The following is a 13,835-nucleotide window of genomic DNA, read 5'->3' as shown; positions in this document are numbered from 1 at the left end:
TTGGATTGACAAGGCAAAAGAAGTGAAGATGTTATATTGAAAACAATCAATAAAGCCGTAAAATAAAGAATTGAAAAATATTTTTAAATTTTTGTTGACTTTCTTTATTTTTTGTATAGAATAATCATTAATAAAATGTTTCAGAGATGTGACAACAAAACGACTATGAAAGGACGAGTAGTAGTAGGATGTAGTCTAAGCGAGTCAGGGGTGGTGTGAGCCTGATACGAAGCCTATTATGAAGAACCTCCTGGAGTTGCTAACCGAAATCCTTTACAGGAAAGTAGACTTAGCCGGGAACTTCGCCGTTACAAGAAGAACAGTATCGAGATATTTCATCTCCGTATTGTATAAGTGAGCAACCTCTGTTGCTAATTTGGGTGGTACCGCGGAACCAAAGTCTTTCGTCCCAGTTTTTTGGGAAAGAAGGGCTTTTTTTGTTGGCTTCTTTTCACAACATCCAAACATTTTAGGAGGAAACCACCATGTATCAATCATTAATGACAGTAAGAGAGACTCAAATCGCAATTAAGGAAGTTAAAACATTTTTCGAGGATCAATTAGCAAAACGTCTTGAACTATTCCGCGTATCTGCACCATTATTCGTAACAAAAAAATCAGGATTAAACGATCACTTAAACGGTGTAGAACGTCCAATTGAATTTGATATGTTACATTCAGGAGAAGAATTAGAAATTGTTCACTCACTAGCGAAGTGGAAAAGATTCGCATTACATGAATACGGATATGAAGCTGGTGAAGGTTTATATACAAACATGAACGCGATTCGTCGTGATGAAGAACTTGATGCAACACATTCCATTTACGTTGACCAATGGGATTGGGAAAAAATCGTTCAAAAAGAATGGCGTACTGTAGATTACTTACAAGAAACAGTACAAACAATTTATGGAATATTCAAAGATTTAGAAGACCACTTATTTGAAAAGTATCCGTTCCTTGGAAAGTATTTACCAGAAGAAATTGTTTTCATCACTTCCCAAGAACTAGAAGATAAATATCCAGAATTAACACCGAAAGATCGTGAACATGCAATTGCGAAAGAGCATGGTGCAGTATTCATTATCGGAATTGGTGATGCACTTCGTTCAGGTGAAAAGCATGATGGACGCGCAGCTGATTATGATGATTGGAAATTAAACGGTGACATTTTATTCTGGCACCCAGTATTACAATCTTCATTCGAATTATCATCAATGGGAATTCGTGTTGATAGTAAATCACTTGATGAGCAGTTAACGAAAACAGGTGAAGACTTCAAACGTGAGTACGATTTCCATAAAGGCATTTTAGAAGAAGTACTACCATTAACAATTGGCGGTGGTATTGGACAATCAAGAATGTGCATGTACTTCTTACGTAAAGCACATATTGGTGAAGTTCAATCTTCTGTATGGCCTGACGATTTACGTGAAGCTTGCAAGAAGGAAAACATTCATCTGTTTTAATAGAAGAGAGAGGATAACTCAAAGAGTTATTCTCTCTTTTTTATTGTGTAAACGAATGGTTTACAGTGAATTTTACCAATAGTTTCTTTCTTTTTTATCTCCTAATATGTAATAATTTGTTAAAGGAGGGGACGTTATGAGCTTAGGACAACAACTTAAAAAATTAAGAGAATCAAAAGGATTTTCACAAGAAGATGTTGCTAAAAAGATTGGTATAACGAGGCAAGCAGTGTATAAAGTGAAACTTTAATCAGTGGGCGATTTATCCTACTTATTATTAGTTGAACCAATCGGGCTTTTATAGGCAGTTAATCGCATCTGGCTGCCTTGATTGTGCTTAAAAGCTTTGATGAGATTTACTGCCTGTTAAAGCGGGGTAAGTGGGAAAATAATAAAAGTTGCCCTGATATTGAAAATTTAATTTTATTGAGCGAAATGTATAATGTTACGCTCGATGAGTTAATAAAAGGGAACCAAAATTTAAAAGAGAAAATACATATTGATGAAGATGAGGATTTTGAAAAAGAGAATGAGTTTGGTTTGCTAATTGTGATTGCTTTCATTGATTATGAAGGAATGCAAGAGATTTTATTAGGAATTGCACTATTCATGATGGTTTTTTACTCTGACGTGAAGAAAGTTATTTTGAATGAGTTCAGATCGTTTTTTAAAAGAAAAGATATATATGATAAGAAGTGAGAAGGGTCCGTTATATTTCCTAGGAAAGAGTATAACAAGTAATTGAATTGTTTTATAATGATTTCGGGATGTTGATAGTATGTTAAAAAGTTTAAACAAGCATAACCCCGTTCTAAAGCTAGGACGGGGTTCAAAATCTAAGTTTTATTAAGCGTAAAGTTCTTTCAAATATTTTTACTTCAGTAAAGACGTCTAATAAAACATTACTTATTTGTTACCGAGTTCTTCCGCTAAACCGATTAAAATTCCTTCGGTTCCACGAATGTAGCAGAGTCGATACGAGTTCTCATACTGAACTACTTCACCAACGAGCTGAGCACCATGCTTAGTCAGTCTGGATACCATTTCGTCAATGTCTTCAACGGTGAACATGACGCGCAAATAACCGAGGGCGTTTACAGGAGCTGTCCGATGGTCTGCTATAGTAGGTGAGGTGAGAAATCGAGAAAGTTCAATTCGGCTGTGGCCATCTGGCGTAACCATCATAGCAATCTCTACGCACTGAGAACCGAGTCCAGTTACGCGACCAGCCCATTCACCTTCAACAGTAGCTCGCCCTTCGAGATTCAAGCCAATCTCCTCGAAGAAAGAGATTGCGTTATCAAGTGATTCTACAACGATGCTGACATTGTCCATTCGTAGTAATCGGTTGTTTGCCATAGTTTTTATCTCCTTTTATGTATAAATTTATTATTTAATTATCCTCATAATTATACTAAAATCTTTTCTAAACAAAAAACATCTTGTCACAGTGTAGGAAAATGTGACAAGGTGTTTTCGGGCATAGTATATAAAATCTTGTTAACGAATAACACTTCGTAAACCCTTTACTATTGAAATATGCGCGAACTTTATTTCGTGAATGCTATCATTTCAAGAATTTGATACTGTAATTGCTATTCGATAGAATAACTTCGACTTTCCCACAAAACAGTCCTACCCTGTTTCTATTTATATAGGAAGGAAATAGATTCATATATTTTTTAAAGTTTTACCGGTGGAAATTAACTCATCTGCACTAAAGGCTCAATTTTTGCCATAAATGATTGATGCAGCGCCTCAACACCTGTTACTAAATGAAGGCGGTCAATAACGACAGATACTTTAATTTCTGATGTACTTACCATTTTAATATGAATATCTTCTTCTTTTAAAGTAGTGAACATATTCGCAGCAACTCCTGGATTAGAGACCATACCAGATCCTACAATGGATACTTTTGCTAAATGATTTTCATATTCTACAGATTCATAGTGAAGTGTTTCTTGATTTTGTTCTAATACCTCTAATGTTTCTTTTAAATCATTAGAATGGATTGAGAAGGAGAGGTGAACAGTTCCTTCATTTGTAATACTTTGAATGATGATATCTACATTAATATGTGCTGTTGCCAATGTAGAGAAAACTGTTGAGAGTGCACCTTGTTCTAATCCTTTCATTGTGACGCGTGTAATATTATCTTCAAATGCAATACCTTTAACGATTGATTGTTGTTCCATGTTACATTCTCCTTTTACAATTGTTCCGTTTTCTTGTTCCATACTTGAGCGAACTTCTAACATGACATTATGATTTTTAGCAAACTCAACAGCACGCGGGTGTAATACACCAGCACCGAGGTTTGCAAGTTCTAGCATTTCGTCATAAGAAATTTCATCTAATTTATAAGCATCTTTTACAACTCGTGGGTCCGTCGTATATACACCGGTCACATCCGTGTAAATATCACATTTTTTTGCTTTCAGTGCAGCAGCTAATGCAACAGCAGTTGTATCAGAACCACCGCGTCCAAGCGTTGTAATTTCATGTTCTTCACTGGCTCCTTGGAAGCCAGCTACAATAACAATCGTACCTTCAGTAAGATAAGATTGAATTCGATCTGTATGAATGTCAGTAATCCGTGCACTACTATGTACAGATTCTGTCGTAATACCAGCTTGCCATCCTGTTAATGAAATCGCGTTATAACCTTTTGCTTGTAGTGCCATCGTTAATAATGAAATAGTAACTTGCTCTCCTGTTGATAGAAGCATATCCATTTCGCGTTTACTCGGATTTTCTGAAATCGCGTTAGCAAGTGCTACGAGTTCATCTGTGCTTTTTCCCATTGCTGAAACGACAGAGACGATACTATGTCCTCGTTCATATTCTTCAATAATTAAATTTGCTACATGTTGGATGCGCTCAACGCTTCCAACAGAAGTGCCACCAAATTTTTGTACAATCGTTTCCATTACGAATTCCTTCTTTCATCCATTTTTAAGAATAGATTAGGACATATATAGATCCCAATATTCCTGTAGTTACCAGAGAAAAACAAAAAACACCATCTCAAATAAGTGAGGATGGTGCTGTTACAGGAAAAGGGAAACAGAAAACGGAGCTAATAAAAAAACCGCCAAAAAAGGAATACCATAAAAATGATATCTCTTTTTTGTAGATAGCTCTTCATACATACACTTCTGTACATATGACAGTTCTGTTTCTATTCGAAAACAGCCCCAATCGATAAATGCAGAGAAAATTATCGATTTCGGCAATACTTCCTTTCATCTAATTTCATAGACATCTCTGTGTCTCCATTAGAATAATCATAAGTATCGCAACCTCTATCTCACGTTTTAGGCGAGAGTGTTTGATTTATGAAGTTGTTGGTAACATTTGTTTTATAATAATTTAAATTTTTCGGGGAATCAAGTGTTTTGTATAAATTTTAAAAATTCTTTCTTTTCTTGAAGGAGTTTGTGAAAACTGTAGCAAAATAAATTCATAGCATGTACATTAAATTTATAGTGCATAGGAGGTGGAAGAATGAAGGGGAAAAAGCCTATTTATGTTTCGGCAGAAATGAACACAACAATGGAAAAATTATGGGTATATACACAGGAACCAGATATACATACAGAATGGGATGCTCGCTTTACTGAAATTTCGTATTTAAAGAAAAAAGAAGGAGAACCGCAGAAGTTTTTATATAAAACTAAAATTGGATTAGGACTTGAAATAGCTGGTGAAGGGGAATCGATAGGAGAAATAAGAAAAGAAACGGGTGAACGGATTTCTTCTTTAAAATTTTGGACAGATAATAAATTATCACTTATTCAAATAGGGCGTGGTTATTGGAAGTATACACCGCGTAAAGAACACATTCATTTTGAGACGCAATATGATTACGATACGAGGTTTGGTCGTATAGGAAATGTAATAGATTTCTATATGTTTCGTCCGTTATTAGGCTGGGCGACTGCTTGGAGTTTTGATGCTTTAAAATTATGGTTAGAAAAGGGACTTCATCCGAGATTACTAATTAGAAGAACAATGACATATTGGCTTGTATGTTTTTTATTTGCTTTTGTATGGATGTATCAAGGAATAGTGCCGAAACTAGTGTTTACTCATTCAGAAGAAGTAAAAATGCTATCTGTGATAATTGGTTCAACGGAATATAGTATTTTTGTACTTAAAATAATTGGATTATTAGAAATTATTTTTGGTGCCATATGGCTGTTGCCATTTCCAAAACGAAAAGTATTTATCGTACATATTTTTATGTTAATAGCCTTAACGATAGCGGCGGGTTTTACGAATATCGTAAGCTTTACAGAGCCGTTTAATCCAATTACATTAAACGTTCTACTTATGGGGTTATCGATTGTCGGTTATATAAATAGTTCTGATTTACCGAGTGCAAAAAATTGCAAGAGGAAGAGAAAGGAATAATGTATGGCTAATATGTATGAAAGACTATTAGGGGATTCTTATAAAAAACTTCATCCGAAATTACAGAAACGCTATGAGATCACGGAAGAAAATAGCTTTATTGGAGAAGGGGAAATGGATGAAATTTACGGAGGTTCTTTTTTCGTAAAATTAATATTAAAAATTGCATCGAAGTTTAGAATGTTTTTCTCTGAGCGGGGGAAGGAAGTGCCATTTACAATACATAATACCGCTGAGCGAGATGAACATGGAAATGAACTTGTGCGGTGGAATCGTACTTTTTATTTTCATAATAAGAAAAGATACTTTAACGCCATTATGCAGATGGATGAAGAGAATAATGAAATTTTAGATTATTTTGGTGAACCGCAAATACTTGTTTCTACATTGAATTTTCATATTGATGAGGTGGGGGCAATGCATATTTCTTCAAAGAAACAATGGTTTTACATGTTTGGAAGGAAAGTCCCGTTACCTAGGTTTTTATACGGAGAGGCCAACATTGTAGAAAGTTATGATGAAACACTACAATGCTTTCGAATTCATGTACAAGTAAGCAATCCGTTAATTGGTTCATTATTTTCATATAAGGGAACATTTGTAGAGAGGAAATAAATGATATGAAAAATATAATAGTTGGGTTTGCTTGTTATATTATTTTTCTAATATATGAGTGGTCAAATATAAACCCGGTGGAAGCAATTATTTTATTATCTATTTTGTTATTTATACCGATGTCATTTTGCATCATTGATAAGAAAACAAGAAATGGATCGTATGTATTCTTTTATAAATTTGTATCGCCGCTATATCCAATTGCAGCAATTAGTGCAACGTTAGCTTTCGTAACAAATCATTATTTCTTTGCGTTACTTTGGTTTGTATATACAGGAATTGTTGCGTTATTTGGTATAAGTAGATTGCTAGAAAGAGGATGGAAACCGTTAGAGGAGACAGCTATCGATAGTGCGTTTATGTATTTGTTTTTAGGTGGTTTCTGGTTTTTTGCTTCTGTAGCAAAGCTTTCCATTATGCACTTTAGTTCCGACATTGTTTTGCTTACAGCTGCACACTTTCATTATTCGGCATTTCTATTGCCGTTATCAGCTGGTTTAATTGGGAGGAAAAGAGAAAAGAGAAGTAAAGTATATGATGCTATTATGTTTGTCATCGTCATTTCACCTATGACAGTTGCAATAGGAATTACGTACTCGAGGGTATTTGAATTTTTTGCAGTGTTCCTATATTTATGTGCTATTTATAGTTATGGGATTTATGTTTGGCGTACGAAATTTAATGCTGTTAGTGCAAAAGTTCTCCTAATCATATCTTCTAGCACACTCATGGTAACAATTATGTTTTCACTTGTATATTCATATGGGAATTTGAAACATGTAATGACGATTACAATTGCTCAAATGGTTTGGATTCACGGTGTTGTCAATGGAATTGGAGTAGCGTTACCCGCATTTGTCGGCTGGATGATTGAAAAGAGTGCTCCGAATCATAAATATTACGGGAAACCAATGAGCAGGTTAATAGGAAATACGACAGTTGGTGAAGCATTTTTACATAACAGAAGTTTAATAGATAGCAAGGAATACAAAGGTTTAGTTGATAATATGAACGATTTTCATAGTGAGGGATTTGACATGGCGAAGATTCCTTTAAGTATTACTCGTTTTTATGAAAATACAAAAGAGTATGAGTTACAATCGCATATTAAGTGGGCTCGTTGGTTTCGTCCGGTTGCATTTTGCTATGAGAAAATGAGTAAGCGTGTAGGACAAATACATTTAGGAATGGGCGGTAAGTGGGAAACGATGCATGGCTCTATCGTCGGGATAATAGATGAGAAAGATGGAAGAGAGAATGTAAGGGCTTGGCTAAGAAAAAATGAAGCAGGAGAATCTATTTTTGTAGCTCTTTACTCAAAGCACACATATAAGAGCGAGACATATATGAATATTGCATTACCTTTACCATATTCGAATATGACGGGGGTTTTAAAATTATGTAATAAGAGTAATGATTTAATCATTACTAGTAAGCTGAGAAGAAATGGTAAAGGAGATGAGGGGATTTATTTACATACTCGTTTCTTTACAATTCGTTTACCGTTAGCAGAGACTTTTATTATAAAGGAGAACACGAATCACATATTAGAAGCTAACCATAGAATGTGGATATTTGGAGTTAAGTTTTTAGAAATTGATTATGAGATTAAGAAAATAGAAGGAAAGTGAAAAAAGCTTGGAGAGATACCAAGCTTTTTTTACGTATGCGTAATTGTCATAGCAACTTGTTTATCTAAGTCTTTGTCCCAAACACGTTGAATTTCAAACGTACCTATTTCAAAAAATAATGGGAATCTCTCTTTAAACCAATCTTGCATAGGAAGATGTAGTGCTGTATCGATTGCTACCCATGATAATTCGCCTTCAGGAGGATTCAAAAGGAGTTCACCTTCAAATGAATCTGTCCAATAGTTAAATACCATATATCGAACATTTTCTTTCGGATTTACGTATTCATCTAATCCCTTAAAAGTTAAATTTGAAACAAGTAATCCAGTTTCTTCTTTTACTTCTCGTTTAGCAGCTTGAACGATACTTTCTGGGAAATCTACTTTTCCGCCAGGAGCGATGTAGCCAGGAAAACCTCGATGATCGGGGCGTTTTATAAGTAAAACTTCATTATTTCGCTGGATCATACACATTGTATAGATGCGGTGCTCGATGTTATGAGAATTTTGAGGCATAATAATGTATTCTCCTTTATATTTATTTTGATAATTTTACCATAACATAATGGTTTCTTATATAATTGAAAAAGAATATTAGGAATTTTTAGTGATATATAATAAAGTCTATAATCATTTGAAAAAAAGGAGAGAGAAATGCAAGGGGAAGTACAAAGAGAAAAAGCTTTGGGGTATGCCGGCATTATCACCGTATTAATTCCATGGTTATTTAATGTTCATCATTTTGAAGCATATGTGTATGGATTAGGAATGGCATTCTCTGGTGTTGGAGCTGTAATTGCCGCCTAATATTTGGCGGGAGAGAACGGTGGCATAAGCGGGAATGACTTGCCTATGGTGGTGTATTAATAAGTGGTTATGCGCTTTTAATAATGCCGTTTATTGCTTGTGCACCTGCATTAATTGGATTAATGGCAATTGAAGGGTTCGGTATGATGATATTTGGACTCATTTGGGAAACAAGTTTACAAGAGCTTGTGCCAGAAGAAGCATTTGCAAGAGTGGCAAGCCTTGATATGCTAGGTTCATTTGCTTTATTGCCACTAGGTTATGTGGTTGTAGGATGGTTAGCTACTGTCATAGGTGGCGAGATAACGATTATAACACTAGCTATATTAGTACTTGTAACAATGGGAGTAGCATGATATGTACCAAGTATTCGACGATTTGATTGATGATATAAGGGAAAGGAGAATAACTTATATGATTATAGAAAACTTGAACGATATAGTAGCAAAGGAATTGGCCAGCCAATACACTTTGCAGGAAAAGGTTTTTGAAGCAAAAAATTTCACAGTCTATATCGCCACCCATAGAGAAAATAAGCTAACATATAATCAACTAGTATTAGTAAAACATCTTTGTAACGAAAAGCCTTCCGTACATATTTGGGACAAGAAAATTAGTACGGAAGCAACAGAACTAGAAATCACAGAAGAAGTAACGGAAGCGATTCAATCTGGTTTTGTAAATGAAGAATAAGCCCTAATCAAATTAGGGCTTATTCTTCATTAAACACAAATGTTTGTTTCATTTGTTCCTCCTCATTTACCGGATGACCGTTGTATGAGAAATTTTTTTCTTCCCAAGTAATGACGACTTTGAAATTATGGCTGTTAAAGTCTAATGGGAATACGATGTAGTCAAAGCTTGTCTGACTTTTTGAAACGTTGTTATGTAATGTAGTAGGATTAAAACTAGCTTTAAAGGTAGGAATGTTATCAACTATTTCTACAGCTACGTTTGACACATCATTGCCGATGTTTTTTACGAGTAAGCGATATGTATCGTATACACCTTGTTTTTGCTGCGCTGCTTGCTTGTTTACGTTATAGGATTTATCAATTTCGATATACCACTGTTTTGATTTTGATTCAATTGGTAGTGATTGGAATGTGTATGCACTAGCTTGTATTGGTAGTGCGAAACAGATTAGTGCAAAGAGAGAAAATATTATTCGTTTCATTTTTAGAGAGCTCCCATTCTGTAACGGATTTATTTATTAGTATCTTCTCTTTATGTGAGTATATACCATATAATGTAAGGTGGTATTTATGACACTCATGAATGTAATTTACATTTTAAATGCGAATACCAACTGCTGTATTCTTTATAAAAGCTGTGTAGAGATTTTTCTACACAGTTTTTTCTAATGTGAAAAAATTGCCAATAATATGTTAAAATAACATTGTCATACAACAAGGGGGATTTGTTTTATGGAAAATGGACACCTTGCTAAAGTAGATGTAACGAAAAGAATTGAATCGAAATCTAAGTACAATAAGAAACTTGAAAATTATCAAAGGCGCTTATTAGCGTTGCAGCAAATTGTAAAAGAGGAAAAAATCGCAGTTATGCTCGTTATGGAAGGCTGGGATGCGGCTGGAAAAGGCGGAGCGATTAAGCGAGTAACAGAACACCTTGATCCACGTGGGTTCCAAGTAAATCCAATTGGAGCACCAGCACCTCATGAAAAACGGCACCATTACTTGCAACGTTTCTGGCGGAAACTACCTCAGTACGGGCAAATTACTATTTTTGATCGCTCATGGTACGGCCGTGTGTTAGTTGAGCGTGTTGAAGGTTTTGCTACAAAGGAAGAGTGGACGAGAGCGTATGATGAGATTAATGATTTTGAAAAACTATTAACAGATGATCATTATATAGTCGGAAAGTTTTTCTATCATATTAGTAAAGATGAACAATTAAAGAGGTTTAAAGATAGAGAGAACAACCCTTTGAAAAAATGGAAAATTACAGACGAAGATTGGCGCAACCGTGAAAAATGAGATGAGTATGTTAAAGCGATGGAAGACATGTTTGAAAAAACAAATAAGCCAAATGCAAAATGGCAAATTATCGCGAGTAACGATAAATTATATGCTCGATTGAAAACGTTGAAAGTGATCATTTCATTAATTGAGGATTACCTTTTAGAACATAATATAGAATTACCTTCGTATTATTATGAAATGAAAGAGGGTAAGACAGAAGGTTTTGAAGCTAATCAAGATGAAGTTGTAAAATAGTACAAAGTTTGTATATGAAATATAAAGTAGAGCCACCCTGTAATTTTAGATAATAAAATTACAGGGTGTTTTTATTTAGAAACATTTTACAATTAACGGAATGAGGTATATAATCAATAATCATATTAACGTCGTTAATATGATTATTGATTATATATAGTATGGAGGTTTTATTTTGAAGGGAAGAGATGTTATTTTAGGCTTGTTAATGGGAAAAGAAATGTCTGGTTATGATATTAAAATTGTGTTCGAAGACGTATTTACTCATTTCTTTGATGGGAGTTTTGGAATGATTTACCCAACGTTACGACAGTTGGAAAAAGAGGGGAAAATAAAGAAAGAGGTTATTATGCAAGAAGGAAAACCGAATAAGAAAATGTACTTTATTACAGATGAAGGGCGTGAAGAGTTTTATCAGTACATGCAAACAGATGTAGAGAAAGATGTTTTACGTTCAGATTTTTTAATGAGGATGTATTTCGGTAATTATAGCGATGACAAGGCAATAAAAAAATGGATTGCGGAAGAAATTGAAAGGAAAGAAGCATATATTGCGGATCTTCGTTTGAAATATGAAAAGTGGAGAGAAGGTATTACTTTTGTTGAAGAAATTTCACTAGATGTAGGTATCGCATCGTATAGTGCTCAAGTAGAGACGTTGAAAAGAAAACTAGAGCAACTAGAAGTAAAAAAACACAATAAAACGGAAGAATGAAAAACACGTTCATAATAAATAAAGGGGTAGATGAACATGGAGCAATCAAAGGGTATTAAGATTGTCTTTTTAATGTGCTTAGGTATATTTCTTTGTATGATTGATACGACAATTATGAATATAGCTTTACCAGCCATACAAACGAGTGTAAATACTTCATTAGAAAAGATGTCTTGGATATTAAATGTTTATACGATGACGATTGCAGTACTAGCCATTCCACTAGGACGGATAGCTGATATTTTTGGGAAAGCAAAGATGTATATTCTTGGTTTGATAATTTTTGGTGGTGGATCAGTGCTTTGTGCTTTTGCCAATACGGGCGATTTTCTTATCTTTTCTCGTTTTATACAAAGTATTGGTGCAGCAATTTTATTTCCGACAAGTATGGTAATCGGCGTATCAGCAATGCCATTAGCAAAGAGGCATGTTGCACTTGCAATTTTAGGGGTAACACAAGGGCTATCAGCTGCAATGGGACCAGTAATAGGTGGAATTATTACACAAAATTTCGGTTGGAGATGGGTGTTCTTCGTAAATGTTCCAATTTGTATTCTTGGAATAATTTTATGCTGCATTATGCTGCAAATAAAAAATGAAGAACGTATTATCTCGAAAATAGATTGGGTAGGACTACTATTAAGTAGCGCAGCAATTTTTTCTTTTACTCTCATATTAGTAAAAGGCAATACATGGGGATGGCAAAGTAATATTGCTTTGTCTTGTTATGCAATTAGCACTATTTCTCTTATTCTATTTGTTTTAGTAGAACGAAAGATTCATAATCCAATGGTGAATTTAAAGTTATTTCAAGATCGAATGTTTGTCGGAGCGTCTATCGTTGTCATATTAAGTAATTTATTTTTAATTGGAGTAACTGTATTACTTCCAACGTTCTTGACGAAAATACAAGGTCGAACGGAAATTGAAGCAGCTTTTTTAGTGACACCTATTTCAGCAATGATATTTTTTGTCTCACCAGTTGCAGCAACTTTAATTAAAAAACTCGGAAAAGTAACTATTATTTTGTCAGGCTTTCTTGTTATGGGTTTCTCTTATTATTGGTTGCAAATGATTGATGTTAATTCAACAAATATAGAAATTATTATTCCATGTATGATATTAGGTGTTGGGTATGGTTTAGTAGTAGGTCCAATTACAGTTTTAAGTGCTTCTTCGTTTGAAGGAGAATTATTAACCGCTTCTCAAAGTGTTGTCTCGATGTTGCGGCAAGTAGGAATTGTATTAGCAGTTGCAATATTTGTATCTAACTTAACGCACAATTTAGCTGTAAATAAAGAGAATGTATATCGTTATGCAGAAGAAAAAGTGCATAATATTCATGTGGATAGCTCACAGCAAGCTGAAATACTACAAGTAACAAAAGAAAAAATAGAGAACCAAAGTATAGAACCAAGTGTAGAAAAGCATCAAAATAAAACATTTGTAGGGTTAAATAAAGAGAAAAAAGATGCATTAATTCACCAAAAAGTGGATGAAGTATTAAGAGAAATTCCAGTAGAATATAGAGATGTAAAAAGAGAAGAAGTTATGAATCAAGTGACAAATGAAGTTGAAAAACAAGAGGAAAGTATAAAGAAAGAAGTACGTGCATTTTCGAATGATGTGAATCATTATGCTAAGAATCAGATGGCTATGAGTTTTACAGATTTATATAAAGCAAGTGTGCCAATTATTTTAATTTGTGCTTTAGTAAGTTTGTTATTTTCGGAAAGAAAGGCTTTGAGTAAAAAGAGAAGGGAAAGAGTAGTAGAGGAAGTGTAAAGATAACAGGCTATTAGCAGCCTATTTTTTATTGTTTTCTCCTTGCATATTGTGAATAATAGTATTTTTAATATAGCATGGGAGAAGTCGAGTTTGGTTAGAAAGTTTTTTAGAATGAAAGAGATAAATGGAAAACAGCATTGAATATGTAACGT

The 13,835-nt window shown here is 34.3% G+C and carries 12 protein-coding genes, 3 pseudogenes, 1 riboswitch and 1 other annotated feature; of the genes and pseudogenes, 11 read left to right on the top strand and 4 right to left on the bottom strand.

Annotated elements, in window-relative coordinates; translation table 11 throughout:
* The first annotated feature begins 156 nt into the window (after positions 1 to 156).
* Positions 157 to 415, top strand: a binding site (T-box leader).
* 70 nt (positions 416 to 485) lie between these two features.
* From asnA to FS802_RS05120, 3 genes and pseudogenes are all read left to right on the top strand, one after another.
* A complete protein-coding gene (gene asnA, locus FS802_RS05130; RefSeq protein ID WP_098707255.1) occupies positions 486 to 1,469 on the top strand; it encodes an aspartate--ammonia ligase in 984 nt (327 codons plus the stop codon).
* 136 nt (positions 1,470 to 1,605) lie between these two features.
* Positions 1,606 to 1,719, top strand: a complete 114-nt coding sequence (locus FS802_RS05125; protein WP_000052039.1) for a helix-turn-helix transcriptional regulator — start codon at positions 1,606 to 1,608, stop codon at positions 1,717 to 1,719.
* A gap of 128 nt (positions 1,720 to 1,847) precedes the next feature.
* A pseudogene (locus FS802_RS05120) lies at positions 1,848 to 2,168 on the top strand (helix-turn-helix domain-containing protein); the annotation flags it as partial.
* A 207-nt stretch (positions 2,169 to 2,375) separates the two neighbouring features.
* On the opposite strand, the gene FS802_RS05115 reads toward FS802_RS05120, so the two are convergent.
* On the bottom strand, positions 2,376 to 2,828 hold the full coding sequence (locus FS802_RS05115; protein WP_098707253.1) for a VOC family protein: 453 nt from the start codon (positions 2,826 to 2,828) through the stop codon (positions 2,376 to 2,378).
* 344 nt (positions 2,829 to 3,172) lie between these two features.
* Positions 3,173 to 4,402 carry an aspartate kinase gene (locus tag FS802_RS05110; protein WP_098654422.1) on the bottom strand — a complete coding sequence of 410 codons (1,230 nt, stop codon included), beginning with the start codon at positions 4,400 to 4,402 and terminating at the stop codon, positions 3,173 to 3,175.
* Between the two features lie 199 nt (positions 4,403 to 4,601).
* Positions 4,602 to 4,788, bottom strand: a riboswitch (Lysine riboswitch).
* A 191-nt stretch (positions 4,789 to 4,979) separates the two neighbouring features.
* Here FS802_RS05110 and FS802_RS05100 point away from each other — a divergent pair.
* The 3 genes from FS802_RS05100 to FS802_RS05090 are packed head-to-tail and all read left to right on the top strand — an operon-like array spanning position 4,980 to position 8,134.
* The gene (locus FS802_RS05100; protein WP_000676666.1) at positions 4,980 to 5,888 is read left to right on the top strand and encodes a DoxX-like family protein; all 909 of its coding nucleotides are present in this window, start codon (positions 4,980 to 4,982) and stop codon (positions 5,886 to 5,888) included.
* A 3-nt stretch (positions 5,889 to 5,891) separates the two neighbouring features.
* A complete protein-coding gene (locus FS802_RS05095; RefSeq protein WP_088082886.1) occupies positions 5,892 to 6,503 on the top strand; it encodes a DUF4166 domain-containing protein in 612 nt (203 codons plus the stop codon).
* Positions 6,504 to 6,508: 5 nt separating this feature from the next.
* Complete coding sequence (locus tag FS802_RS05090) at positions 6,509 to 8,134, top strand: YndJ family protein (protein ID WP_098707252.1); 1,626 nt, start codon at positions 6,509 to 6,511, stop codon at positions 8,132 to 8,134.
* Between the two features lie 29 nt (positions 8,135 to 8,163).
* On the opposite strand, the gene FS802_RS05085 is transcribed toward FS802_RS05090, so the two are convergent.
* On the bottom strand, positions 8,164 to 8,649 hold the full coding sequence (locus FS802_RS05085) for an 8-oxo-dGTP diphosphatase (RefSeq protein ID WP_098654420.1): 486 nt from the start codon (positions 8,647 to 8,649) through the stop codon (positions 8,164 to 8,166).
* Positions 8,650 to 8,823: 174 nt separating this feature from the next.
* On the opposite strand from FS802_RS05085, the pseudogene FS802_RS05080 reads away from it, so the two are divergent.
* Together FS802_RS05080 and FS802_RS05075 are read left to right on the top strand one after the other, a co-directional pair.
* Positions 8,824 to 9,296: pseudogene (locus FS802_RS05080) on the top strand (MFS transporter); the annotation flags it as partial.
* Between the two features lie 58 nt (positions 9,297 to 9,354).
* On the top strand, positions 9,355 to 9,633 hold the full coding sequence (locus FS802_RS05075) for a hypothetical protein (RefSeq protein WP_000582862.1): 279 nt from the start codon (positions 9,355 to 9,357) through the stop codon (positions 9,631 to 9,633).
* Between the two features lie 19 nt (positions 9,634 to 9,652).
* Here FS802_RS05075 and FS802_RS05070 read toward each other — a convergent pair whose 3' ends face one another.
* Complete coding sequence (locus FS802_RS05070) at positions 9,653 to 10,117, bottom strand: hypothetical protein (protein ID WP_098654419.1); 465 nt, start codon at positions 10,115 to 10,117, stop codon at positions 9,653 to 9,655.
* A 250-nt stretch (positions 10,118 to 10,367) separates the two neighbouring features.
* Between FS802_RS05070 and FS802_RS05065 the strand changes: the two are divergent.
* From FS802_RS05065 to FS802_RS05055, 3 genes and pseudogenes are all read left to right on the top strand, one after another.
* Positions 10,368 to 11,180 (top strand): annotated as a pseudogene (locus FS802_RS05065) (polyphosphate kinase 2 family protein).
* A gap of 175 nt (positions 11,181 to 11,355) precedes the next feature.
* A complete protein-coding gene (locus FS802_RS05060) occupies positions 11,356 to 11,895 on the top strand; it encodes a PadR family transcriptional regulator (RefSeq protein ID WP_098654417.1) in 540 nt (179 codons plus the stop codon).
* Between the two features lie 36 nt (positions 11,896 to 11,931).
* On the top strand, positions 11,932 to 13,680 hold the full coding sequence (locus tag FS802_RS05055) for an MFS transporter (protein ID WP_098707251.1): 1,749 nt from the start codon (positions 11,932 to 11,934) through the stop codon (positions 13,678 to 13,680).
* Positions 13,681 to 13,835: the final 155 nt, after the last annotated feature.

Origin of the sequence: Bacillus sp. DE0042 (assembly GCF_007680225.1) — a bacterium.
Taxonomy (GTDB): domain Bacteria; phylum Bacillota; class Bacilli; order Bacillales; family Bacillaceae_G; genus Bacillus_A; species Bacillus_A wiedmannii.
Note: the sequence above shows the minus strand (reverse complement) of the source record. Positions and strands in the feature narration are given on the sequence as shown.

What these genes read in the sequence shown, in the direction of transcription:
- asnA (WP_098707255.1), top strand. Translation starts at nt 486, where the DNA reads ATGTATCAATCATTAATGACAGTAAGAGAGACTCAAATCGCAATTAAG.
- FS802_RS05125 (WP_000052039.1), top strand. Translation starts at nt 1,606, where the DNA reads ATGAGCTTAGGACAACAACTTAAAAAATTAAGAGAATCAAAAGGATTT.
- FS802_RS05115 (WP_098707253.1), bottom strand. Translation starts at nt 2,828, where the DNA reads ATGGCAAACAACCGATTACTACGAATGGACAATGTCAGCATCGTTGTA.
- FS802_RS05110 (WP_098654422.1), bottom strand. Translation starts at nt 4,402, where the DNA reads ATGGAAACGATTGTACAAAAATTTGGTGGCACTTCTGTTGGAAGCGTT.
- FS802_RS05100 (WP_000676666.1), top strand. Translation starts at nt 4,980, where the DNA reads ATGAAGGGGAAAAAGCCTATTTATGTTTCGGCAGAAATGAACACAACA.
- FS802_RS05095 (WP_088082886.1), top strand. Translation starts at nt 5,892, where the DNA reads ATGGCTAATATGTATGAAAGACTATTAGGGGATTCTTATAAAAAACTT.
- FS802_RS05090 (WP_098707252.1), top strand. Translation starts at nt 6,509, where the DNA reads ATGAAAAATATAATAGTTGGGTTTGCTTGTTATATTATTTTTCTAATA.
- FS802_RS05085 (WP_098654420.1), bottom strand. Translation starts at nt 8,649, where the DNA reads ATGCCTCAAAATTCTCATAACATCGAGCACCGCATCTATACAATGTGT.
- FS802_RS05075 (WP_000582862.1), top strand. Translation starts at nt 9,355, where the DNA reads ATGATTATAGAAAACTTGAACGATATAGTAGCAAAGGAATTGGCCAGC.
- FS802_RS05070 (WP_098654419.1), bottom strand. Translation starts at nt 10,117, where the DNA reads ATGAAACGAATAATATTTTCTCTCTTTGCACTAATCTGTTTCGCACTA.
- FS802_RS05055 (WP_098707251.1), top strand. Translation starts at nt 11,932, where the DNA reads ATGGAGCAATCAAAGGGTATTAAGATTGTCTTTTTAATGTGCTTAGGT.